Below are 23,555 nucleotides of genomic sequence, written 5' to 3'. Positions count from 1 at the left end.
GTTCCGCCACGCGGCCAATGGCATCCTGACAGGTTCGGCAAGACATTCTGCGCGTTTCAAAGTACAGTTCTGCTGAACGGGGAAATATCGGATGGAAGCGCCAGAGCCGAAGAACATCGTGATCTGCCTCGATGGCACGGGAAACCAGATCGAGGAAAACCTCTCCAATGTGCTCAAGCTTTACCGGACGCTGGAAAAGAATGACGAGCAGCTTGTCTTCTACGACCAGGGTGTCGGCACGCTCGGGCAGGTTCGGGCCTGGGGCCGGCGCTGGCAGGAATTCAGGAATATTCTCGGCCTGGCCTTCGGCCTGGGCCTCGATGGCAACGTGCTCAAGGCCTACGAGTTCATCGTCGCCCATTATGCCGAGTCCGGAAGCGGCAAAGCGACGATCCGCGACAGGATCTTCATCTTCGGGTTCAGCCGCGGCGCCCACACGGCGCGGGTGCTTGCGGGGCTGATCTACGAGATCGGCATCCTGCGACCTGAACAGATCCATCTGGCGGGCGCGGCCCTGACGGCCTACAAGCAGTCCCGATCGACGTCGAGCGGAGCCGGCACCTCGGGCGGCGATGGCTACGAGGGCGAGGGCGCCAATTTCCGCCGGGTTGCCGGGACCCGCACAGGGTCTGTGACGTTTCTGGGTGTGTTCGACACCGTCTCTTCGGTGCTTGTGCCCAATGCCGGAGGCCTCTGGCCTCCGCTTGTTTCGGAAAAACTGCCGCACACGCTCAGCAATCCCGCGGTGCGGACGTTCCGGCATGCGATATCCATCGATGAACGACGACGCATGTTCCGTCCGGACGACTGGGAGCAGGGGCAGCGGTTTCAGCCCAACATCCATTCCCGGGGGACGCCTGATCCCCAGGATGCGGTGGAGATGTGGTTCAGCGGCTATCACAGCGACGTCGGCGGCGGCCATGCCCGCAAGGACAGCGGCATCTCGCAGTTCCCGCTGATCTGGATGATCCAGGAGGCCAAGTCCTGCGGCCTGGCGGTCTTCGATCGCATGGCGGACTATGTCACCGGCATCAGGGCTTTCAGTTCAAGCACGGAATACCTCTATCCGGCCCCGGACGCGGCGGCGAAGCTTCACGATTCGATGAGCGTCTGGTGGCGACTTCTCGAATATGTTCCAAAGTCTGTCCACCTGCGGCAGTGGCCCGGGAGGCGGTCATTCCTGGGTTGGTACCTGCCGTTGTCGGAGCCACGGCACATCCCGGCGAACGCGAGGATTCATCCGTCCGTCCGCGACCGGACGACGTCCGTCGCCGGCTACAGGCCGGGGAATCTGCGCGGTGAAGGAGCAGAACGGCGAACGCCATGACGGCAGCGTGCCCGATCGTGGCGGCTGCGCCAACGAGGGGGAAACGGTGCCACCCGCATAAGAGCCGAATTGTGGCCCCCGCCGCGGGATATTCTCGGACCCTCCCATCCATATCGATCTGGCTTTAGCCTTGCCGACTCGCGCATTGGCTTCAACAAGACAGCTGACAGATCGGAGGAGCACGTGCGAGGCGCGGCTGCGGTGCTGTCTACATGACAGGCTTGCGATTGATGAATACATCGGGATCGAAATTCGCAATGGCCCCGTCGGGTACCTTGTAGAGTTCGACATTGGCGCTGTCCCCACCCTGCAGGGACCGCATGGTCTTCCAGTCGAGCTTGCCGAGATTTTGGGCTCCAGCGCTTACCCCAAGATCTTTGATCTGGTAGTCTCCGAGCCAGCCCTTGGCCTCAGTGGTGAGCTCCGGCCGGTCGTCAAAATAGGCGAACGTTTCAAGCGTCTCGTCGCTGATCGGCAGGTCGAGCTTGGCCACGGCGCCGCGCGCGCCTGCATCGATGGCGATGCCATAAAAGAAACCTGCCTCTTCGACCTTGCCTGCCGTCCTGAACTGTTCCTTGAGTTCGGTGCTGATGATGGCAACCCGGCCGTACTCTTTGTTCGCAAAGGCTTCGGCCAGTTGATCGGGCAGGGTGCTGTCGGTCACGACACCACCGAAGGCCTTCTGCCACGTCGCCGGATCGGAGAAGCGCTTGTCGCGATAAAGGATGGTCGCCGTCATCAGCTCGAAATCACTGAAGGTGACCTCGGGTTGGGCGCAAGGCAACCAGCGTTCGCCTTCGGGATTGTTGACCCCCAGCTTGGTGGTATAGGCGTTGAAATACAGGGTTGCGTCGCACGACGGAGCGTAGATCTCCGCTAGGCCTTTTACATGGCGAATGTAGGAGACGTCGGACACTTCGCCGTCGAGCCGCTTCTGCTTTACTTCTGCCCAAACCTCCGCGCCGCCTGATGTCCTGGTCACGATGCGAACGGTTTTGCCCGACGCGGCGGTGGCGGCCGTCGCCTGGCCCTCGGCGACGGCCGGCATCCAGCCGAAGGCCAAGAAAGCAACAGCCACTCTGAATTCAAGTGAAGCTGATATGGACATCATGTTTCTCCGCTTGCTTGGCAGGGGGTGGAGACGGCCGAAGCCGGGCGCCGACGGCGGCCAGGAACGCGGTCGCAAACCACAGCGCCAGTATGACGGACACGATGATGAACCCCGTCAGCAGAATGGTGAGGTAATTGCGCACCACCCAGCCTTCAAGCGACGAGCCCTCTCTGAATTGCAGGGCGGACGCATCAACGGCAGTGGCGGGATAATCGAGGAGGACGAGGAACTCCTGATCCGGTCTGGTGACCATGACCCGGTATCGCACTGCCGACTGGGGCATGATCCGGGCATCCCCAGAAAGCTGCGATACGCCTCCATCCACTCGTGTCCTGGATTTCATTCCTACCCCTTCAAGCGGCTGGAACGTGATCAGGTCAGTGTCCAGTGGCTTGTCAGCCGAGCCGCCGGAATGGCCGAAACAACTGTCGCGGTCGGCCTCAACGCATATGAATGTGAAAGCGCCACTCAGCAGCGCCTTCGAATAGGAGCGGTTGGAGATGTCGATGTTGACGTAGGCTTGGCGGCTTCCCTTGTAGTCAGCCTCGACCCGGGTCAACTCATACTCGATGAGATTGAGCGCCTTGAACTCCGCAACCGACGAATTGATGAGCCACCCCAGACCTGCCACAAGCAAAGACAAGATGTAAGGTGCCGAACTGTCGGACACAGTATGTCTCCTCGCCCAAATTTCCCGCAATTTGCAATGGTTTTCGCATCTCTACAGTATCACAATCAGGATATTCAGCAACACAGACATGCGGGCACTGGGCGGTTTCGGCGAAGTGAACGGACGGGATCCGCTTGACTCGGTCGCCCCGGGGCTGTCGCTGCGGGACGCGGCTTGCTTCATCCAGCGCAAAGAACCGCCGTGGCCTTCATCGTGACATTGTGCGAGGCGTCGGCGACCCACAGGTCGAGCCCAGCTTGACTCTCCGCCGCATGGAGCGAGATTTCGCCACCCGCATACAACGGCGCCACCGAGCGGTAGTCGAAACTTGCAAGCGGGGTACCGGCGATCTCCGCCGCCAGGCGCATGAGACAGGTCGCCTGCAGCGGACCATGGAAGACCAGGCCCGGATACTGCTCCACATCCATGGCATAGGGCAGGTCGTAGTGAATGCGGTGGCCGTTGAACGTCAGTGCCGAATAGCGGAAGAGCAAGGTCGGCGAGGCCTTGATCTGGCGCGAATGCTCGGCCCGGATCGGCTCTGGACCGGGACCGGTCGTGGGGGCGGTCCGGCCGGTGCCGCCGGTCTCCCGGTCGCGGTAGACGATATCCTGCCGCTCGCCGAGCGCCACGCCGCGCGGCGTCACATAATCATGACGGACGGTCACGAACACAAGCGGGCCGGAGCGGCCGGACTTCTCGGTCACGTCCTCGATCCGCGAGCGCCTGGTGACGATGTCGCCCACCCGTATGTCGCCGGGAGACTGCATCCGTCCGCCCGCCCACATGCGTCGCTGCAGCGGCACCGGCGGCAGGAAGCCGCCGCGAGCCGGATGGCCGTCCGGGCCCAGCACATGCATCGGGGCGATGTCTGGCGCCAGGCACCAGTGAATGCCGAGCGGCGCGATGTCGCCGGCCGCGATGCCGGATTCGGCGTCGAAGAGGGCATTGAAGCTCTCGACCAGCCGCGGCGAGACCGTGTCGCTTTTCTCCTGGGTGCGGCCGATCCAGCCGCGAAGGTGTTCGATGTCGAGTGCACTCATGCCTGATCTCCCAGGGTCAATAGGATCGCGGCATGCCGAGCACATGCTCGGCGATGTAGCTCAGGATCAGATTGGTCGAGATCGGTGCCACCTGGTAGAGCCGGGTCTCTCGGAACTTGCGTTCGACATCGTATTCCTCGGCGAAGGCAAAGCCGCCATGGGTCTGAACGCAGGCTTCCGCGGCGGCCCAGGAGGCGTCCGCAGCCAGGAGCTTGGCGATATTGGCTTCCTCGCCGCAATTCTCGCCCTCTTCATAGCGCCGGCAGGCATCCCGGACCATCAGATCGGCGGCCTTCATCTGCGCGTAGGCGCGCGCTATGGGAAACTGGATGCCCTGGTTCTGGCCGATCGGCCGGCCGAAGACGACCCGCTCCCTGGCATAGGCACTCGACTTCTCTATGAACCATTTGGCGTCGCCGACGCATTCGGCGGCAATCAGAATTCGCTCGGCATTCATGCCAGAGAGGATGTAGCGAAAGCCCTTTCCCTCTTCGCCGATCAGATTGGCGGCGGGAATGCGGACATTGTCGAAGAACACCTCCGTGGTCGAATGGTTCATCATGGTCCGGATCGGGCGAATGCTCATGCCGGCCTTCTGCGCCTCGCGCATGTCGACGATGAAGACGGAGAGCCCCTCGGTGCGCTTTGCCACCGCGTCGCGCGGCGTGGTGCGGGCGAGCAGCAGCATCAGGTCGGAGTATTCGGCCCGCGAGGTCCAGATCTTCTGGCCATTGACGACATAGTCGTCGCCGTCCCGCGCGGCGAAGGTCTTGATCGACGTCGTGTCGGTGCCGCTTGTCGGCTCGGTGACGCCGAAGGCCTGCAGCCTGAGGCGCCCGGCGGCGATCTCCGGCAGGTATTGCTGCTTCTGCGCCTCGCTGCCATGCCTGAGGATGGCGCCCATGATGTACATCTGCGCATGGCAGGCGCCGCCGTTGCCGCCGGAACGCTGGATTTCCTCGAGAATTGCTGCGGCCGCCGAGAGCGGCAGCCCGGAGCCGCCATATTCCTCCGGAATCAGCGCGGCCAGGTAGCCCGCATCCGTCAGGGCTGCGACGAACTCCGCCGGATAGGTGTTGTCGCGCTCGAGACGCTGCCAGTAGTCACCCGCAAAACCGGCGCACAACTTGGCCACTTCCGCGCGAATCTCGGCGTATTCCTCACCAGTCCCGGACATGGTCGATCCTCAATTGCAGTCCACCGGACGTTAGGGTGGCGCCGCCATAACTTCAAATAGGATAAGGTGAGATCATCCATACTTCCTAGATATGGCCATCATGCCTGGTCGAGGAGTTCGCGGATGTCCTCGACAGCCTCGATGCCGGCGAGACGCGCATAGAGGTCGGAGGCGCGGTTGCCGAGCACCGGTCGGACGAGCGCCATGAATTTATCTTCCATGTGCGCGGGCGGCGGGAAGCTGTCCGGTTCTCCCGACGGATCAGGCATCATGCGCGTGTGAATGCCGGTGGCGGTGCGCACGGCGACATGGGCGCCGAAAGGATGCCGCTTGCCTTCGAGCCGGTCGTCCCGGCAGACATCGACCCGGGCGGCGATGGCTTCCACCGCGGGATCTCCGAGCAGGGCGTAGTCGTCCCAGCCGAAACGGCCCTGGTGCAGCGCGATCGCGGCGGTGAACGGCATGGAGAACTGGCCGTCGACGACGTTTTGCGGCCGCCGCTTCTCGGCCAGCGGCGCGCCGGTGAGCACGATGCCGTTGCGGTGCAGGCCGATGGTCACGCCGAGGATATCATCGCCGGACCAGCCCTGTTCGCCGCGCAGGGCCAGCAGCCCGTCAATGGCGGCATGGGTGTAGCGGCAGCTCGGATAAGGCTTCATGCCGATCTTCATGGTTTCGTAGACAGACCCAAGACCGGCGATCGCCATGTCTGGCCGGGGATTGTCGGTGTAGCCGTGCAGGAATCCGTGCCCACCTTCGATCGCGTCGGCGGCGCCGATGAAGCCTTCGGCCGCCAGCGTCGCTGCAATCAGCCCGTTCATCGCTGCCGCGCCCACCTGGTAGCGCTTGTTCCAGGCGCCGTTGACCAGGAACTGCAGCGATCCGGCTGCCTGGCTTGCCGCCACACCGAAGGCTGATTCAAGCCCAATCGCATCAAGGCCGAGCAGTTTGCCGGCGGCAGCGGCGGCCCCGAATGTGCCGGCGGTGGCGGTCGGGTGAAAGCCGCGTGCGTAATGCGAGGTGGGGTCCAGCGCGTTGCCGAGACGGCAGCAGACCTCGTAGCCGGCGACAATGGCGGTGAGCAGATCGCGGCCGGATGCGCCGGTCATCTCGGCGGCGGCCAGCGCCGCCGGGACCACAGGGGCGCTCGGATGCAGCGAACTGTCCGAGTGGGTGTCATCGAAATCGAGCGAATGGCCGAGCACGCCGTTGAGCAGGGCGGCGCTGGCCGGTCCGTAGTGTTGGGACTGTCCGAACACCCGCGCACCGCCCGGCGCGCCCAGCCCAAGCCGATCGATCATGCGCATCACCGATGGCGTCGAGTCTGATTCATGACCGGCGCGGACGATGCTGGCCACCAGGTCGATCATCAGGTTCCTCGCCCGTTCGAGCACGTCGGCCGGCAGGTCTTCATGGGTGAGGCCGGCGACATAGTCGGCCAGGATCGCGGTCGTCTTCGTCATCATGGGTGTCCGTTCGAGGTTCGGTCGTGATTGTTGCGAATCTGGCGGGCGCGGGCAATCACCGGCGCATCAACCATCTGTCCATCAAGGGATACGGCGGCGCCATTGCCCATGGCCGCCAGAACCCGGTCCGACCACGCCACTTCGGCTTCGGTGGGTGCGAATCCTCTGCGCGCGGGCGCGATCTGGGCGGGGTGGATCAGCAGCTTGCCCTTCAGGCCAAGCCCGGCGCCATGACGCGCGTCGCTCTCGATGGCCTCCTCGTCGCGGATCGCGCGGGTGACGCCGTCGATGGGGGCCGGCATTCCCGCCGCGCGCGCGGCGATGACCAGGCGGGAGCGGGCATGCAGGAGGGCCTCGCGGCTATGGTCGCAGCCGATGTCGGCGGCAAAATCGACCGAGCCGAAGGCAATCCTGTCCGCCGTGCCGGCAATCTCGTCGGCGAGGGCTAGCCCGGCCGCTGTCTCCACGAGGGCGACAATCGCGGCTGGCAGAGCAAGTCCGGCGCGAATCGCGCGGATATGCCCGGCCGACTCCGCCTTCGGCAGCATCACCCCCGCCATCCGGCCAGCCTGCAGCAGGCAGGAAACCGCCGCCAGATCATCCGCGTGAAACGACGTCCCGGCGCCGTTGACGCGCACCAGCACCGGTACCGTCGCCACCGGCACGGACAAAAGCCGGTCGACAAGCATTGATCTGGCAATCGATTTGGTCTCGGCCGCCACCGCGTCCTCGAGATCGATGACCACGGCGTCGGCTCCGGACTCCAACGCGCCGGCATATCGGTCTGGACGGTCCGCCGGCACGAAAAGGAATAGCGATGGGGTCTCGATCAACAAGGGCATTTGGGTGTCGCGATACGGAAGAAGCGGGAGATAGGACGTTAGGCGGTCCAAGCCTCCGCCTGCCAATAGCATTTTGATAAGGCAACCATCGCGTTCCACTATGCCGGCCGGATTGCAGAGGGAGAGGCTCGTCTATAGCGTGTTGTTATCGCCTACCCATTTCAGTGTTATTTGTGGTGATAGCAATAATGGGCAATGATCCGCCCGGGAGACAGCCGTCGCGGAGGGGGCTGGACGCACATATCACAAGCATGGGCATTGGCGATGAACAAGGATCTCGACGGCTTGCTGGTCGTTTCAGTCGAACAGGCAGTGGCCGCGCCCTACCTTTCCAGCAAGCTTGCCGATGCCGGTGCCCGCGTCATCAAGGTGGAACGGCCGGAAGGTGATTTCGCCCGGGAATATGATCATCTCGTGCATGGCGAAAGCGCTTACTTCGTCTGGCTCAACCGCGGCAAGGAATCGCTCTGCCTTGATCTGAAGCTGGACGCGGACAAGCAAGTGCTTTCGGCCATCATCGCCGAGGCCGACATATTCATCCAGAATCTGGCGCCGGGCGTCATCGACCGGCTGGGATTTGGAACAGAAGAGCTGAGAAAGCGCTATCCGCGGCTGATCACCTGCTCCATTTCCGGCTATGGCGACGAGGGTCCGTTTCGCGATCTCAAGGCGTATGACCTCCTGGTGCAGGCCGAAAGCGGTCTATCGGCCATCACCGGCAACGAACATGGATCGGCGAGGGTGGGGGTCTCGGTCTGCGATATCGCCGCCGGCATGACGGCGACGCAATCGGTGATGCAGGCGCTCTATGCCCGCTCGGTCACCGGCGAGGGCCGTCACATCGCCGTCTCGCTCTACCATGCGCTTTCGGACTGGATGAACGTGCCCTATCTGCAATATGTCTATGGTGGCAAGGTGCCCGAACGCAGCGGCCTCAATCATCCGACGATCGCGCCCTATGGCGCCTATGCATGCGGCGACGGCAAGTCGATCCTGTTCTCGATCCAGAACGAGCGCGAGTGGCAAGTGCTGTGCAAGGAAGCACTCGGACGCCCGGATCTTGCCACCGACGACAGGTTCAAGAGCAACAGCCGGCGGGTCGCCAATCGGGCGGCACTCGATGCGGAAATGGCCCCGATCGTGGCAGCCTTGTCGCGCGATGAAATGGCAAACCGTCTTGAGGGTGCCCGCATTGCCTATGGCCGGATCAGCACGCTCGAAGACGTCGCCTCACACCCCCAGAACCGCTATTCGACCATCGATACACCATCCGGTCCGGTCAGGATCCTGGCGCCGGGCGTCCTCGTTAATGGACATCAGCCGGCGCTCGGCAAGGTCCCCGGGCTCGGCGAGGACACCGATCGGCTGCGCGCCGAGTTTCAGCGTGGTCCTGTAGCCGAATGATCCGGTCGCAGCGCGAGCAAATCTGCCCGGCTTGACAAATCGAGTTCTGACCCCGGTATAATAAAAATGGTTGCCAATCCGGCGAGCCATATAAAAATCATGGGTGCGCCTTTGGATCTCCGCCAGCTTCGCTATTTCGTGGCGATCGTCGAACAGGGCTCGTTTTCGAAAGCGGCGCTGACGCTGAACGTAGCCCAGCCGGCATTGAGCCTGCATGTCCGCAACATGGAGGCCGATCTTGGCACGCAGCTGCTTTTCCGCAGTCCGAATGGCGTCCTGCCCACCGAGGCAGGTGAAATCCTGCTGCGCAATGCCCGTGTCATCATTGATCAGTTCGCATTCGCCGCGGAGGAAATCCGCGGCCACGAGGTCGAACCCAGTGGCGAAGTGCGGCTGGGCCTGCCGGGAACCATAAGCCAAATCCTCTCGGTGCCGCTGATCATCGCCGCCAAGAAGCGCTATCCGCGCATCAAGCTGAGGATTGCCGAGGCCATGAGCGGATTCATCACCGAATGGATCCGCGAGAACAAGATCGATCTGGCAGTCCTTTACATCCCGGTCCAGGACCGCAGTCTGGCGTCGCACTCGGTGCTGACGGAAGAGCTGTGCCTGCTCGGCCCTGTCTCTGCGATGCAGGACATCAAGCAGCCGTCGGACGGTCCCATCACCTACCGGCAGGTATCGCAATTGCCGTTGATCCTGCCCAGCGAGAACCACGGACTGCGGGAACTGCTTGAGGGTGTGGCCGGCGCAAGCAGCCTGCCGCTCAACACCATCATCGACGTCGACTCCTACGGCAACATCAAGGAATTGGTGGAGGAGGGGATGGGTTATTCGATCCTGCCTTTCAACGCGATCGCCCGCGAAGTGCAGGACGGACGGCTCAAGCACTGGCCTATCCGCAAGCCGGAGCTGCAGCGCGACGTCTATCTGGTGCACGCTTCCGACCGGCCGATGCCGAACGCCGTGGCGGTGATCGAAGCACTGTGCCGGGAAACGCTTCTCGGTCTCGTCGAGACCGGCCGCTGGCGTGGCGCACGGGCCTTGCCGGAGAGCTTGCCCGATACATTCGGGCACCAGGCTTAAACCCGACCCGGTATCCTTCTCGCAAGCGTTGAAGCCGCGCTGGCCAGATCGCGCCCGCTTCATCGACGGCGTTTCCGATCGAACGGTCACACGCCCACCGACGAGCCATGGCGATGACAATTGGCGCCATAACAATCCCATATGGTGCTTAACGCAATTCGATAGTTTGAATTATGTGCCGGGCTGATATGGTTTCCTTCAATCCGGTCGGGTTTCCAATGTTTTGAACCATTTGGGAGGGAAATCGGGGAGTTGCACCGGATCGGTGTCGCCCTCCGATTTTGGGAACAGCGATCCGCTGACATTGCTGTTCCGTTAGGGGCAGAGCGGTTGGCGGATGAAGTGGGGGAGGACAGCTGCATGGATATCGGCAAGGCGTTTCGCTTGCTCAACCAGGAGAGAATCGTCTTTCTCTTGACGGTGCTGCTGTTTGTGGTGTTCTCGCTCACCCTCAACAATTTTCTGGCTGCCGGCAACCTTCTGTCCCTGGTTCGCAGCGTCGCCGTGCTCGGCATTCTGGGGCTTGGCATGCTCATCGTCGTGCTCGGCCGCGGCATTGACCTGTCGCTGGTGGCAACCATGGCCATCTCGGTCGCCTGGGCCATGCAACTGGTCTCGCAGGGCATGCCGGTCTACGCCGCGATGACCTCCGGACTGCTGTTCGCCCTCGGCATCGCACTTATCACCGGCATCCTCGTCGCCTATGCGGAGATTCCGCCGCTGTTTGCCACTCTGGCCATGGCCACCTTCATCTATGGCTTCGGCCGTGCCCACATGATCACCGGTACCGATGTGGTCTACATGCCCAAGGATATGGGCTGGATCGTCGAGCTGGGGCAGGGGCATTTCCTCGGCCTGCCGATGCCGATCGTGGTGGCGGCAGCCATGGCGCTGGTGGTGTTCCTGTTCCTGAAATACACCAAGCTCGGCGCCTTCATCTATGCCATCGGCGATAATCTTCCGGCCTCGCGCATCGGCGGCATTTCGGTACGCCCGATGCTGGCGCTGCAATATGTCATTTCAGGCGGCATCGCCTTTGTCGCGGGCATCATTACCGCCACTTCGGTCGAAGCGATGAACACCCGCGTGGTCAATTCCAACATGATCTACGACGTCATCCTGGTGGTCGTCCTGGGCGGCGTAGGCCTGTCCGGCGGCCGCGGCAATGTGCGCAACGTGATCGTCGGGACATTGCTGATCGGCGTGCTGATGAACGGCATGACCATCATGGACGTCCAGTACACAATTCAGAACGTCATCAAGAGCCTCATCCTGCTGCTTGCGATCGTCGTCGACAGTATCGTCAACCCCCGCGATGAACAGACCGGCCAGCAGGGGGACATCTGAATTCGCATCTGAATCTCTACACATCTGGACAAGGAGGAGTGAACAAATGGGTAAGACTGGTTTCATGAAATTGACGGCTGCGGCGCTTGCCGCTCTCGCCATCGGCGCAACGGCGGTCCATGCCGCCGACGATCTCAACGATCCCTATCGCGGTCCGGCTCTGGAATCGCTGAAAGGCAAGACGATTGCCTATCTGCCAATCTCAATCGGCTTTGACCTGGCGCAGGCCTGGGGCGGCGTCGTCAAGACCGAGTCCGAACGCTACGGAATGAAGTTCACCTCGCAGGATCCGAACTGGAACACCGATGCCATGGCGCAGGGCATGACTGCGCTGATCGCCGAACATCCCGACGTCATCGTCACCCAGAACCCGGACATGCAGTCGCTCGCCCGCCTGATGAAGCAGGCGACTGCTGCCGGCATCGTGGTGGTCCAGCTCAACATGCAGGGTGCGGTCCAGACCGATGCATTTGTCGGCCCCGACTTCATTGCCATGGGCGAGCAGGCGGCGAACATGATGCTGGAGAAATGCGGCTCCGGGACCGACACGTCCCACAAGGTGGCAATCGTGCAGGGCGTGCTTACCGGCGGCGTCAGCTACTATCAGGTGCAAGGGATGATGAAGGTGTTCAACGAGCATCCGGAAATCCAGATCGTTTCCAGCCAGGCTGCCGACTGGGATGCATCCAAGGCGCGTGCGATCACCGAGACCGCGCTGCAGCAGAACCCCGACATGTGCGGCATCATCGACGTCTGGGATGGCCAGGGAATCGGAACCGGCGCGGCAATCAAGCAGGCCGGCAAGCAGGGCCAGGTGTACTTCATCACCTCGGGTGGCGGCGCACAGAGCATGTGCAACGGCCTTGAAGACGGCACCTATTCGGCGGCCATCAACTACAACGCCCCCGGCATGGGCCGTGATGCCTGGACGGCGATCATGATGGCGCTGCAGAACGGGCAGGGCGCGGGAGCCATCAAGACCCAGATCTATTCGCCGACACGGGTGATGACCAAGGACGACGTTCAGGCCGGCACCTGCTGGGATCCCGAACAATACGCGAAGATCCTTCGCTGATTTCCTCTGACTGTCTGTGGCCGGATCATCTCCGGCCACAGTCTCCCATTCCGCTGCCGCAGGTCTTGCGTTGAAATTATCGAATAAGGGGACGTGTTTTGGCGTCGGCGAGTAACCTAACCAAGCTCAGATACCGCTTCATTCCCGACCATGTGATCGGCGAGATCCTCTCCAAGAAGTGGATCGACAATGCAATTCCCTTCCTGGTGCTGGTCTGCGTGGTGCTGGTCTTCGGGTCGCTGATACCCAATTTCTACTCGAGCTCCAACCTGTCGATCACCGCGCGCCAGTTCGGCGAATTCGGACTGGTCGGCATCGCCATGATGGTGGTGATCGTCGTTGGCGGCATCGATCTGTCGGTCGGCTCCAACTTTGCGCTTGGCAATTTCATGATGCTGGCTCTGCTCAATCTGGGCGGCTGGCCGGTGGAATTGGCGGCACCCGTGGTGGTGCTGATATGCGGCAGCGTCGGCCTTCTGAACGGATTTCTCATCGGCTACATGCGGCTACGGGCATTCCTGACCACGCTTGTGACGCTGATCATCGTCCGCGCGGTGGTCGACATGCTGCTGCTGCAATATGCGCAGGCAATGTCGGTCAGCTTCTATGAATCGCCTGCCTGGGACCTGATGGGGCTCGGCGGCTTCTTCGGCATCCCGTTTTCCTTTGTCATGCTAGTCATCGTTGCCGTGATCGGCCATATCCTGTTGACGCGCTCGCGCCCAGGTTGGCGGCTGATGGCCATCGGCGGCTCGCGCCGCTCAGCCCACAATATCGGCCTGCCGGTTCGCCGCACCGTCTGCGCCGCCTACACGATCTCCGGCATGCTGTGCGGTCTTTCGGGGGTGCTTTACGCAGCGCGCCTGTCGGGCGCCGGCACCGACACAGGAATGGGTCTGGAAATTGCGGCACTGACGGCCGCCGTGCTCGGCGGCAACAGCCTCGGCGGCGGGCGCGGCTCGATCGTCAAGGCACTGATCGGCGCGCTCATCGTTCTGCTCTTGACCAACGGCGTCCTGCGCCTCGGCCTCAACAGCGGCTCCGGCCCCATGGTCCTTGGCCTGACCCTGATTTTCGCCGTCTTCGTTGACGTCAAATGGCTCAAGAACCGCGACAAGCTCCTGTCCAAGGTCTACGTCTCGCCGACCATCATAGAGTTGCCGAAGCCGGTTTCGACCGATCCGAGGGACAACACAGCCTTTGCCATCAACGACCGGCTCAACGATGTCGAGATCATCGGGCTTGGCGAAGTGGAGTCGCCCGAGGACGTGATCCTTGATGAAGACGACCATCTCTATTGCGGCACGCGCCACGGCGACATCGTCCGCTTCCTGGCGCCGGACTACCAGCAGTCCGAGGTCTTTGCCCATATCGGCGGCTCGCCGCTGGGCATGTCATGGGACCGGGAGCGCAACCTGCTGGTCTGCGTCGGTGGCATGGGGCTCTACAAGATTGCTCCCGACCGCACAGTCACCAAGGTGACGGATGAAACCAACCGGTCGACCTTCTCTGTGGTTGATGATTCCCGGCTGAGGCTCGCCGACGATCTCGACATCGCGCCCGATGGCCGGGTGTTCTTTTCCGAAGCCACCGTGCGCTACGAGATGCACGACTGGCCGGTGGATGCGCTCGAAAGCCGCGGCAATGGCCGTATCATCTGCTACGACCCGAAGACCGGCAAGACCCATACTGCAGTACGCAACCTGATCTTCCCCAATGGCATCTGCACATCCCAGGACGGTCAGTCGATCCTGTTTGCCGAAAGCTGGGCCTGCCGCATCAGCCGCTACTATTTCGACGGCCCGAAGGCAGGCCGGGTCGAACCGGTTCTAGACCGTTTGCCGGGCTATCCCGACAACATCAACCGCGCTTCCGACGGTACCTACTGGGCCGCCATCATGGGCATGCGCTCGCCCGCGCTCGACGTGGCGCTCCGGATGCCGGCCTTCCGCAAGCGGATGGCGCGCCGCATTGCGCCGGACCAGTGGCTCTACCCCAACCTCAATGTCGGTTGCGTCATCCGCTTCAACGACAAGGGCGAGGTGCTTGAATCGCTGTGGGACCAGCATTCGGCAAACCACCCGATGATCACCTCGATGCGAGAGCACAAGGGCTATCTCTATCTCGGCGGCATCACCAACAACCGCATCGGCCGGATCCGCCTTCCCGGCAGGGATACGAGCTGGAGCGGCTACAGGAACTATTGGGGGCAGAGCTCATGATCGGCGCATTGCGAGACTGGGCCGACCGCTTCGTCGGCCGTGGCACAGCCGCCGTCACCGTGCCGCCGCTTGACGGCGCGCTCAAGCCCAACAACAGGCTCGATGAGGCTCCCCGAGGCATTCAAGCTGATCAGCCTGACGATATCATCGTCGCCAATGGAACAATTTTCTACTCGGCAGCGAGCCGGCTGTTCCAGGTCGATGAGAATGGCATCGGTGTTGTGGCATTCGAAGCTACGGGCACAATTACCGCGCTCGCAGTGTCACCGGCGGGATTGATCGCCATTGCCAGCGAGCCCGGCGGCATCAGCTTTGTGGACGGCGGTGTCGCAACGGTTGGCCAGCAGGCCTGGACCTGCGTTACGGCGATGGCATTTGCCAACGACAGGACGCTGCTGGTCTGCATCGGATCGACCAGGAACACGATTGGCGATTGGCAGCGCGACCTTCTAAATGCCGGCAAATCGGGCGAGATCTGGACGCTCGATATTTCCACCGGCGCCGCCGAGCGGCTTGCCCGTGATCTCGCCTTTCCCAACGGCATTGTCGTCGAGGCGGACGGCAACATCGTCATCAGCGAGAGCTGGCGCAAGCATCTGATGAGGCTGTCTCCCGCGGGCAAACGGGTCGGTCAGGTCATGGAGGATCTTCCGGGATATCCGGCGCGCATCTCGCGCAATTCCCGTGGCGGCTACTGGCTTTCGCTGTTTGCGCCGCGCAGCCAGTTGATCGAATTCGTGCTGCGCGAGCCGGGATACCGCAAGGCGATGATGGCGGAGGTCGCGCCGGAATTCTGGATCGCGCCGGCATTGCGCAGTGGCGCATCCTTCAACGAGCCGATGCAGGGCGGAGCGCTCAAGCAGATGGGGATCCTCAAGCCCTGGGCACCGACGCGCTCCTACGGTCTTGTCGTCGAACTCACTCCTGATTTCGAACCGGTCCGCAGCTTTCACAGCCGAGCCGGCGGCCGGCGTCACGGCATCATGGCCGCCGTCGAGAACGGCAATCATCTCTGGCTGGCAAGCAAGGGCGGAAACGAAGTCGTCGCCATCGAACTCACGCATCCGGGGGGCTTGAGATGACGCCTGTGCTCGAACTCAAGACTGTCTTCAAGGAATTTCATGGCGTTGCAGCCATCCGCGGCGTCGATTTCACGCTGATGCCGGGCGAGGTGCATTCGCTGCTCGGCGAAAACGGCGCCGGCAAGTCGACCCTGACCAAGATCATGGCCGGCGTCTATGAGGCGAGCTCCGGCGAAGTGCTGTTCGACGGCAAGCCGCGCGTCTTCGGCAGTCCGGCCGAAGCGCTGCACAACGGCATTGCCATGGTCTTTCAAGAGACTAGCCTGATCCCGTCGCTCACGGTGGCGCAGAACATCTATCTCGGCAACGAGAAGTTTCTCAACCGGCTGCGCGGCATCTACATCGCCGCCCAGCAGTTTCTGCAGTCGCTGAATTTCGGCGTTGATCCGACCATGTATGTCTCTCAGCTGGGTGCAGCCCAGAAGCAGATGGTGGAGATCGCCCGCGCCGTTCACCACAAGGCCCGGGTCATCATATTTGACGAGCCGACGGCGACATTGACGCCGGAGGAAAAGCACCATTTCTTTTCGCTTATCAAGCGGCTGAAGAGGGACGGGGTATCAATTATCTTCATCAGTCACGCGCTGGAGGAAGCACTGGAGATATCCGACCGGATCACCATCCTGCGCGACGGGCAACATGTCGTCACCGACGAGGCCTCCAATTTCGATCGCGACACGATCATTTCCGCCATGGTTGGCCGCACGCTGTCGGAAGAGCTCTACAGTCGCGACAGGAAGCGGACGGTACGTCCCTATGGCCGCAAGGTGCTGTCGGTGCAGAACCTGTCGATGGGCAAGATGGTGCGCAACACCTCGTTCTCGGTCTATGGCGGACAGATCACCGGCATTTTCGGGCTGATCGGCTCGGGCCGGACGGAAACGGCGAAGATCATCTCGGGCGTCATCAAGCGCGACTTCTTCCATGGTGGCGAGGTGCGGCTCGAAGGCAGGTCTGTGCGCTACCGGGTGCCGCGTCCGGCGGTCAAGGACGGGGTGGTCTATGTCACCGAGGACCGCAAGATCGAGGGCTTCTTCGAGACCAAGTCGATCGCCGAGAACATCTACATGAACCTGCTTTCGGCAGACCTGAACAAGCGCTCCGTGATCAGCCATTCCGAGATGATGCAGCTTGCCGATGAATGGACAGCCAAGCTCAACGTCAAGGCCATCGACGCCAATGCGCGGGTCATTGAACTGTCGGGAGGCAACCAGCAGAAGGTGGTCATCGCCCGGTCGCTGGTCCAATTGCCGAAGTTGATCATCTTCGACGAACCCACCCGCGGCGTCGATGTCGGCGCCATTGCAGAGTTGCATCGCGTTATCAACGAGCTCGCCGATGCCGGCTTGGCGGTGGTGGTGATCTCGTCCTATCTTCCGGAAATCCTGAATCTGGCCGACCGCATCCTGGTTTCGCGTCAGGGCCGGATCGTCGAGGAATTCTCGGTGGACGAGGCGACGGAAGAAAAGATCATGTACGCCGCGGTGCATTGATGCGACCGAGGGCAGACAATTACAGGCAGGAACCAGCATGAAGATCAGGGCGGCAGTACTTGAGGAAATCGGACGCGAAGGACCCTATGCGGTCTCGCTTCCATTGCGGGTGCAGGAAATCGATCTCGAAGGCCCGGGGCCCGGCGAAGTGCTGATCAAGATGGTGGCCGCCGGTCTTTGCCACTCGGATCTGTCGGTCATCAACGGCGACCGCCCCAGGCCGGTGCCGATGGCGCTCGGCCACGAAGCATCGGGCATCGTCGAGGAGGTCGGCGCCCATGTGCATGATCTCGTGCCCGGCGATCACGTGGTCTGCGTGTTCGTCCCCAGTTGCGGCCATTGCGCACCCTGCGCCCAGGGTCGGCCCGCGCTTTGCGAGCCCGGAGCCCAGCACAACGGCGCGGGCGACCTGATGAGCGGAGCCTTCCGACTGCGGCGTCATGGGGAACCGGTGCACCATCACTGCGGCGTCTCATCGTTTGCCGAATATGCCACCGTGTCGCGCAATTCGCTGATCAAGATCGACCCAGATGTGCCGCTGCACATTGCAGCTCTGATGGGTTGTGCCGTGCTTACAGGTGCCGGCGCCGTCTTCAATGGCGGCGACGTCAAACCCGGCGGGACCACCGCGGTAATCGGCCTTGGCGGCGTCGGCCTGGCGGCAGTGCTTGGCGCGGTTGCCGCAGGCGCCGAGACCGTGGTCGCCGTTGATATGTTCCAGCAGAAGCTCGAGCTTGCGCTTGAACTCGGCGCCACCCACATCTTCCGGGCCGACGACCCCGATGTCGTCGCCAAGGTGCGGGAAGCGACCAATGGCGGGGTTGAGACAGCGCTCGAATTCGCCGGTTCGGTCAAGGCGCTGGAATTCAGCTATGCGATCACCCGGCGGGGCGGAACCACGGTGACCGCAGGCCTGCCCAATCCCAAGGCAATGTTGTCGATTCCGGCGGTCTCGCTGGTCGCCGAAGAGCGGACGCTGAAAGGCAGCTATCTCGGCTCAGGCGTGCCCTCGCGCGACATCCCGCGCTTCCTCGGGCTCTACAAGCGCGGCAAGCTGCCGGTCGACAAGCTGCTCACCCACCGCATCGTGCTCGACGACATCAACGAGGGGTTCGACAGGCTGGCGAGCGGCGAGGCGATCCGCCAGATTATCGACTTCATCTAGTCTGGACGGACGTCGAATGCAGGAACGGTCGCCAGGCGCCGGCGCTTCACGCTGTCAATTTCAAGGGGAATGGCCATGGGCAGAATTGAAGGCATCAAGGATTACCGCTGCTTTATCGATGGCAACTGGGTCGCCGCGGAATCCGGCGACGTGTTTGAAACAACCGATCCCTTCACCGCCAAACACTGGGCCAACATGCCCAGATGCGATGCCCGTGACGTCGACAAGGCGGTGGCTGCGGCGCGTGCGGCGTTCGACACCGGCGAATGGTCGAAAATCAATGCGACCCAGCGCGGACACCTGCTGCGGCGGTTGGGAGACCTGATCGCGCGTGACGCCGATCATCTCGCCTCCGTCGAAGTGCAGGACAACGGCAAGCTCTATGCCGAGATGCGCGGTCAGGTCGGCTACATCCCGCAGTGGTTCTATTATTTCGGCGGTATGGCCGACAAGGTCGAGGGCGCGGTGATGCCGATCGACAAGCCCGACATGTTCACCTACACGCGGCATGAGCCGATCGGCGTGGTCGCGGCGATCACGCCATGGAATTCGCCGCTGCTGCTGCTTGCCTGGAAGATGGCGCCGGCGCTGGCAGCCGGTTGCACCATGGTCGTCAAGCCGTCGGAATTCACCTCGGCTTCGACGCTGGAACTGATGCGGCTGATCGAGGAGGCCGGATTCCCCAAAGGCGTGGTCAATGTCGTCACCGGCTTCGGCCAGGATGTCGGCGAAGCGCTGTCCACCCATCCCGGCATCGACAAGATTGCGTTTACCGGCGGCGAATTCTCCGGCCGCAAGATCATGGAAAAGTCGGCCGGAAACTTCAAGCGGCTGACGCTGGAACTGGGCGGCAAGTCCGCACAACTGGTCTTTGCCGATGCGGATCTCGACAACGCGGTCAAGGGCGTCGTGTCTGGCATCTTCGCCGCGACCGGCCAGACCTGCATCGCCGGCTCGCGGCTGCTGGTGCATGACAGCATCCATGACGAGTTTCTGGAGAAGTTCCTCGCCCTTGCCGCCACCGCGCGGATGGGCGACCCGATGGACCTCTCGACCCAGGTCGGGCCCGTGACCACGCAGCCGCAGTACAACCGCATCCTGTCGATGATCGAGATGGCCAAGGGCGAGGGCGCCTCCTGCATGATGGGCGGCAAGCCCGCGGACAGGCCCGAATGCGGCGACGGCTGGTTCATCGAGCCGACGGTGTTTGCCGGCGTCCGCAACGACATGCAGATCGCCCAGCAGGAGGTGTTCGGCCCGGTCTTGTCGGTGATCCGCTTCTCGGATGATGACGAGGCCTATTCAATCGCCAACGACACGCCTTACGGGCTTGCCGCGGGCGTATGGACCTCCGACATGGCACGCGCCTTCACCGCTGCCCGACGGCTGCGCGCGGGCACCATATGGACCAACACCTATCGCGCTGTGAGCTACATGATGCCGTTTGGCGGTTTCAAGAATTCGGGTCAGGGCAGGGAGAGCGGCCAGGACGCGATCTACGACTATATGGAGACCAAGAGCGTCTGGATGGCCTTCAACAAGGATGTGCCCAATCCGTTCGTCATGCGCTGAACTGGCCTTGTATGGCCAGAGCGCCGGGGACGCAGCTTACAACGGCTGGACTTCGGTGACATAGGATTCGAAGAAGTCGGAGAACTTGGCAACCCGGATCGGCAATTTGTCATAGGGCGGATAATAGAGCGTCAGCCAGAGCTGCGGCGGTTTCCAGTCCGGGAGGATCTGCTGGAGCTTGCCGTCGGAGAGGCTGGCATCGACGATGAAATGCGGCAGCAGCGCGATGCCTTCCCCGTTTTCGGCAAGGCGTGCGATGAGGTCGCCGTTGTTGCCTGCCATGCGGTGGCCGGCCCTGATCTTGCGGGTGCTTGAGCCGTTGCTAAGCTCCCAGGTCTCGCCGACCGAATCCTCGTCATAGGCAAGGCAGCGCTCCGGATCGAGATCGTCGGCGGATTTCGGCGTTCCGAAAGCCGCGAGATAGCCAGGCGAGGCCACCAGAATCCGCCGCACCGGGCAGATCTTGCGCCAGATGGTGGATTTGTCCTTCGGCTGCTCGGAGATGCGGATGGCCAGATCGAAACTGTCGGCGACGATGTCGATGAACCGGTCGGTCAGCGATATCGACACCGCTGTGTTGGGATACTCGACACGAAAGCCGGACGCGATATCGGGCAGGATGCGCTGGCCGAGTGACAGCGGCGCATTGATGCGGATCAGGCCGGCGGCATCGCCCTGTTGCTCGCGCACCTCTTCGCTGGCCTCATCGAACTGCTTCAGGAGCGGTCCGATGCGCGCCGCATAGACCGCGCCTGCCGAGGTCAGCGACACCTGCCGTGTGGTGCGCAACAACAATTGCACGCCGAGTTCCGCCTCCAGCGCGCCGACCGCGCGGGTGACCGTCGGCGCGGTCATCGACAGCTGGCGCGCGGCGGCGACGAAGCTGCGCTGCTCGGCCACGGCCAGAAAGACGCGAATGTCGTTGAGATCGCTCATTGGCGATTATTGCGCTTATTGCAACAATATTGTCAATATTATTTCTATTCACTTTCCACGCGCCCGGCATCATCTTCACCGCATGCACTTGACGCCAAGGCGTCTCAACGCAAGGGATCATGACCATGATTACTCAGATCAAAGGGCTGCACCATGTGACTTCCATGGCTGCCAACGCCCAGCAGAACAGCGATTTCTTCACCAAGACGCTTAGCCTTCGCCGCGTCAAGAAGACCGTCAACTTCGATGCCCCGGAAGTCTACCATCTCTATTACGGCGATGAAGTCGGCACCCCCGGTTCGGTGATGACCTATTTTCCATTCCCGAACATCGTGGCCGGACGGCCCGGCGCCGGCGAAGTCGGCGAAACCTATTTCGCCATTCCGAAAGGATCGGCTGGTTACTGGAAGCAGCGGCTTGAAGGCCTTGATGTCACGGGGCTTTCGGAAACCGAAGTGTTCGGCGAGAAGCGCCTTCGTTTTCAGGGACCCGATCATGACGCCTTTTCGCTCATCGAAGCCGATGGCGATGGCCGCGATGGCTGGGGCCACGGCGATGTCGGCGTGGCGGAAGCCATCAAGGGCTTTCACGGCGCAAGCCTCAGACTGAAGGATGACGGCGCAACCGCCGAGCTTCTCGGCTTCATGGGTTACCAGAAGGTCGACAGCAAGGACGGCTGGACACGGTTCGGAATGGAAGGCGGCAATGGCGCCGATTTCATCGACATCGAAGCGGTGCCGCAAGCCAATGCCGCCCGGCAGGGCGCGGGGTCGGTGCATCACATCGCCTTTGCTGTCGAAAACCGTGCGGCACAGCTCGAAGTTCGCAAGGCGCTGATGGACACCGGATATCAGGTCACGCCGGTCATCGACCGTGACTATTTCTGGGCGATCTATTTCCGTACACCCGGCGGCGTGCTGTTCGAAGTCGCCACCAACGAACCGGGTTTCGACCGGGACGAGGACACCGCGCATCTGGGCGAAGCGCTGAAACTGCCGAGCCGCTACGAGCAGCACCGCGACGAGATCGTCAAACTGCTAGAGCCTATCAAGGACTGACCGCTTTCATCGGGGCGGGGCCGAAGCGCCTCGCCCAAGGAGACCAACCATGAGCATTTCATCCTATCATGCCCTGACCAAACCGGCCGACGCCGGTGCGCCACTGGTATTCGCCTTTCACGGCACCGGTGGCAACGAGCATCAGTTTTCAGAGCTTGTCAGCCAGATCCTGCCGGGCGCCGGGTTGGTGTCGCCACGCGGCGATGTCTCCGAGCATGGCGCCCTGCGGTTCTTCCGGCGCACCGGCGAAGGCGTCTATGACATGGACGACCTCGCCCAGCGCACCGAGAAGATGGCGGGCTTCATCGCCGCCCACAAGGCCGCCAATCCCGGCCGTCCGGTCTATGGGTTGGGCTATTCCAACGGCGCCAACATCCTGGCGTCGGTCATGTTCAAGCATGCCGATCTGTTTGACCGCGCCGCATTGCTGCATCCGCTGATTCCGTTCACACCGGAGCCGAATGCGGAGCTAACCGGCAAGCGGATCCTGATCACCGCCGGCGAGCGTGACCCGATCTGCCCGTTGCCGATGACCCAGGCTCTGATCGACTATTTCTCCGGGCAGGGCGCGGACGTGAAGACGGCCTTTCATGCCGGCGGCCACGACATCCGCCAGGAGGAACTTGCAGCCTTGCGCGCGTTCCTGACCGACTGACACCGAGCTACCCCAGGCCATCATGTGGCGGGCGGGGCGCGCGGGTTGCTTTCCACCGCCCGCCACAGGAGTTCGGATCATGATACTCATCCACGAAGCGATGAATCGCGGCCATACCGATATGGGATGGCTCAACAGTTTCCACACCTTCTCTTTCGGCGGCTTCCAGGATCCGACCCGCATGGGCTACGCCGCCCTGCGGGTTATCAACGAAGACCGCATCGTTCCGGGCTCAGGCTTCGGCGAGCACGCCCATTCCAACATGGACATTCTGACGATCGTGCTGTCGGGCAGGCTCCGCCACCAGGATACGCTCGGCAATGTGACCACCATGGCTCCCGGCGAAATCCAGCTGATGTCGGCTGGCAGCGGCATCCGGCATTCGGAAATGAATGCATCGGATAAAGACCCCGCGCATTTCCTGCAGATCTGGCTGATCCCGGACAGCAGCGGCGGTGCGCCGGGCTACCAGCAGGCGCCCTTGCCGGAGTCCGAAACCGCACAGCACTGGACGCTTATCGCCGGGGGGCCCGCCGCCGGTGCGCCGCTGCGACTCAACTCCGACAGCCGCGTCCTGATCGCCGCTGCGCGCGAGGGAACGCGCACCGATGTGCCGGTCAGGCCCGGCCGCAAGACCTTCCTGCAGGTCATCGAAGGGCTGGCCGAAGTGGACGGCGAGCGCCTGGGCGCCGGCGATGGCGTGCAGATCGGCGATGAGGCGATGGGGGATCTTGCCTGGATCACGCAGGGGCGGGCGCTGTTGTTCGACATGCGCGGCTGATCCTTGATCTTGGGCCGGACGCTGGCACTGCCAAGCCGCCTGC

General features: G+C 62.5%; 20 protein-coding genes. 13 read left to right on the top strand and 7 right to left on the bottom strand.

Translation table 11 applies throughout. The features are described 5' to 3' along the window. The first annotated feature begins 91 nt into the window (after positions 1 to 91). Positions 92 to 1,327: a T6SS phospholipase effector Tle1-like catalytic domain-containing protein gene (locus DFR52_RS03610; RefSeq protein ID WP_110030522.1), complete on the top strand. Its 1,236-nt coding sequence runs from the start codon at positions 92 to 94 to the stop codon at positions 1,325 to 1,327. Positions 1,328 to 1,535: 208 nt separating this feature from the next. Here the strand turns inward: DFR52_RS03610 and DFR52_RS03605 are convergent, their stop codons facing one another. The 6 genes from DFR52_RS03605 to DFR52_RS03580 all read right to left on the bottom strand — a co-directional run bounded on the left by DFR52_RS03605 (position 1,536) and on the right by DFR52_RS03580 (position 7,636). Next, positions 1,536 to 2,435, bottom strand: coding sequence for a hypothetical protein (locus DFR52_RS03605; protein WP_146215531.1), 900 nt, complete (start codon positions 2,433 to 2,435; stop codon positions 1,536 to 1,538). Then, positions 2,413 to 3,108, bottom strand: a complete 696-nt coding sequence (locus tag DFR52_RS03600) for a hypothetical protein (RefSeq protein WP_110030520.1) — start codon at positions 3,106 to 3,108, stop codon at positions 2,413 to 2,415. Before DFR52_RS03600 ends, DFR52_RS03605 begins: the two co-directional genes overlap by 23 nt. A 179-nt stretch (positions 3,109 to 3,287) precedes the next feature. Continuing rightward, positions 3,288 to 4,151: an HTD2 family dehydratase gene (locus DFR52_RS03595; RefSeq protein ID WP_110030519.1), complete on the bottom strand. Its 864-nt coding sequence runs from the start codon at positions 4,149 to 4,151 to the stop codon at positions 3,288 to 3,290. A gap of 16 nt (positions 4,152 to 4,167) precedes the next feature. Beyond that, the gene (locus DFR52_RS03590) at positions 4,168 to 5,328 is read right to left on the bottom strand and encodes an acyl-CoA dehydrogenase family protein (protein WP_110030518.1); all 1,161 of its coding nucleotides are present in this window, start codon (positions 5,326 to 5,328) and stop codon (positions 4,168 to 4,170) included. A 98-nt stretch (positions 5,329 to 5,426) separates the two neighbouring features. Continuing rightward, positions 5,427 to 6,791, bottom strand: a complete 1,365-nt coding sequence (locus DFR52_RS03585) for an MmgE/PrpD family protein (protein ID WP_110030517.1) — start codon at positions 6,789 to 6,791, stop codon at positions 5,427 to 5,429. Continuing rightward, the gene (locus tag DFR52_RS03580; RefSeq protein WP_110030516.1) at positions 6,791 to 7,636 is read right to left on the bottom strand and encodes an HpcH/HpaI aldolase/citrate lyase family protein; all 846 of its coding nucleotides are present in this window, start codon (positions 7,634 to 7,636) and stop codon (positions 6,791 to 6,793) included. The genes DFR52_RS03585 and DFR52_RS03580 overlap by 1 nt, the downstream gene beginning before the upstream one ends. Positions 7,637 to 7,900: 264 nt before the next feature. On the opposite strand from DFR52_RS03580, the gene DFR52_RS03575 reads away from it, so the two are divergent. The 9 genes from DFR52_RS03575 to DFR52_RS03535 all read left to right on the top strand — a co-directional run bounded on the left by DFR52_RS03575 (position 7,901) and on the right by DFR52_RS03535 (position 20,082). Continuing rightward, complete coding sequence (locus DFR52_RS03575; RefSeq protein ID WP_110030515.1) at positions 7,901 to 9,040, top strand: CaiB/BaiF CoA transferase family protein; 1,140 nt, start codon at positions 7,901 to 7,903, stop codon at positions 9,038 to 9,040. Between the two features lie 99 nt (positions 9,041 to 9,139). After that, positions 9,140 to 10,126, top strand: coding sequence for a LysR substrate-binding domain-containing protein (locus DFR52_RS03570; protein WP_245415176.1), 987 nt, complete (start codon positions 9,140 to 9,142; stop codon positions 10,124 to 10,126). Between the two features lie 360 nt (positions 10,127 to 10,486). Next, on the top strand, positions 10,487 to 11,473 hold the full coding sequence (locus tag DFR52_RS03565) for an ABC transporter permease (protein ID WP_110030514.1): 987 nt from the start codon (positions 10,487 to 10,489) through the stop codon (positions 11,471 to 11,473). Between the two features lie 46 nt (positions 11,474 to 11,519). After that, positions 11,520 to 12,548, top strand: a complete 1,029-nt coding sequence (locus tag DFR52_RS03560; RefSeq protein WP_110030513.1) for a sugar ABC transporter substrate-binding protein — start codon at positions 11,520 to 11,522, stop codon at positions 12,546 to 12,548. A gap of 98 nt (positions 12,549 to 12,646) precedes the next feature. Next, positions 12,647 to 14,770, top strand: coding sequence for an ABC transporter permease (locus DFR52_RS03555; RefSeq protein WP_110030512.1), 2,124 nt, complete (start codon positions 12,647 to 12,649; stop codon positions 14,768 to 14,770). After that, positions 14,767 to 15,852, top strand: coding sequence for an SMP-30/gluconolactonase/LRE family protein (locus tag DFR52_RS03550; protein ID WP_110030511.1), 1,086 nt, complete (start codon positions 14,767 to 14,769; stop codon positions 15,850 to 15,852). Before DFR52_RS03555 ends, DFR52_RS03550 begins: the two co-directional genes overlap by 4 nt. Further along, entirely contained in the window at positions 15,849 to 17,345 is a 1,497-nt protein-coding gene (locus DFR52_RS03545) for a sugar ABC transporter ATP-binding protein (protein WP_110030510.1), read from the top strand. Before DFR52_RS03550 ends, DFR52_RS03545 begins: the two co-directional genes overlap by 4 nt. A 37-nt stretch (positions 17,346 to 17,382) precedes the next feature. Beyond that, positions 17,383 to 18,510, top strand: coding sequence for a zinc-dependent alcohol dehydrogenase family protein (locus DFR52_RS03540; RefSeq protein WP_110030509.1), 1,128 nt, complete (start codon positions 17,383 to 17,385; stop codon positions 18,508 to 18,510). A gap of 93 nt (positions 18,511 to 18,603) precedes the next feature. Continuing rightward, a complete protein-coding gene (locus DFR52_RS03535; protein WP_110031109.1) occupies positions 18,604 to 20,082 on the top strand; it encodes an aldehyde dehydrogenase in 1,479 nt (492 codons plus the stop codon). Between the two features lie 36 nt (positions 20,083 to 20,118). On the opposite strand, the gene DFR52_RS03530 is transcribed toward DFR52_RS03535, so the two are convergent. Next, positions 20,119 to 21,018, bottom strand: a complete 900-nt coding sequence (locus tag DFR52_RS03530; protein WP_110030508.1) for a LysR family transcriptional regulator — start codon at positions 21,016 to 21,018, stop codon at positions 20,119 to 20,121. A gap of 125 nt (positions 21,019 to 21,143) precedes the next feature. Here DFR52_RS03530 and DFR52_RS03525 point away from each other — a divergent pair, with 125 nt between their 5' ends. The 3 genes from DFR52_RS03525 to DFR52_RS03515 are packed head-to-tail and all read left to right on the top strand — an operon-like array spanning position 21,144 to position 23,512. Beyond that, positions 21,144 to 22,076, top strand: a complete 933-nt coding sequence (locus tag DFR52_RS03525) for a VOC family protein (protein WP_110031108.1) — start codon at positions 21,144 to 21,146, stop codon at positions 22,074 to 22,076. A gap of 49 nt (positions 22,077 to 22,125) precedes the next feature. Continuing rightward, positions 22,126 to 22,731, top strand: coding sequence for an alpha/beta hydrolase (locus DFR52_RS03520; RefSeq protein ID WP_110030507.1), 606 nt, complete (start codon positions 22,126 to 22,128; stop codon positions 22,729 to 22,731). Between the two features lie 22 nt (positions 22,732 to 22,753). Further along, positions 22,754 to 23,512 (top strand): pirin family protein, encoded by a 759-nt coding sequence (locus tag DFR52_RS03515; RefSeq protein ID WP_110030506.1) that lies wholly within the window; start codon positions 22,754 to 22,756, stop codon positions 23,510 to 23,512. Positions 23,513 to 23,555: the final 43 nt, after the last annotated feature.

Source organism: Hoeflea marina (assembly GCF_003182275.1).
GTDB classification, from domain to species: Bacteria; Pseudomonadota; Alphaproteobacteria; order Rhizobiales; family Rhizobiaceae; genus Hoeflea; species Hoeflea marina.
The sequence above is the reverse complement of the archived record's forward strand: the minus strand, read 5'-3'. Positions and strand labels throughout refer to the sequence as shown.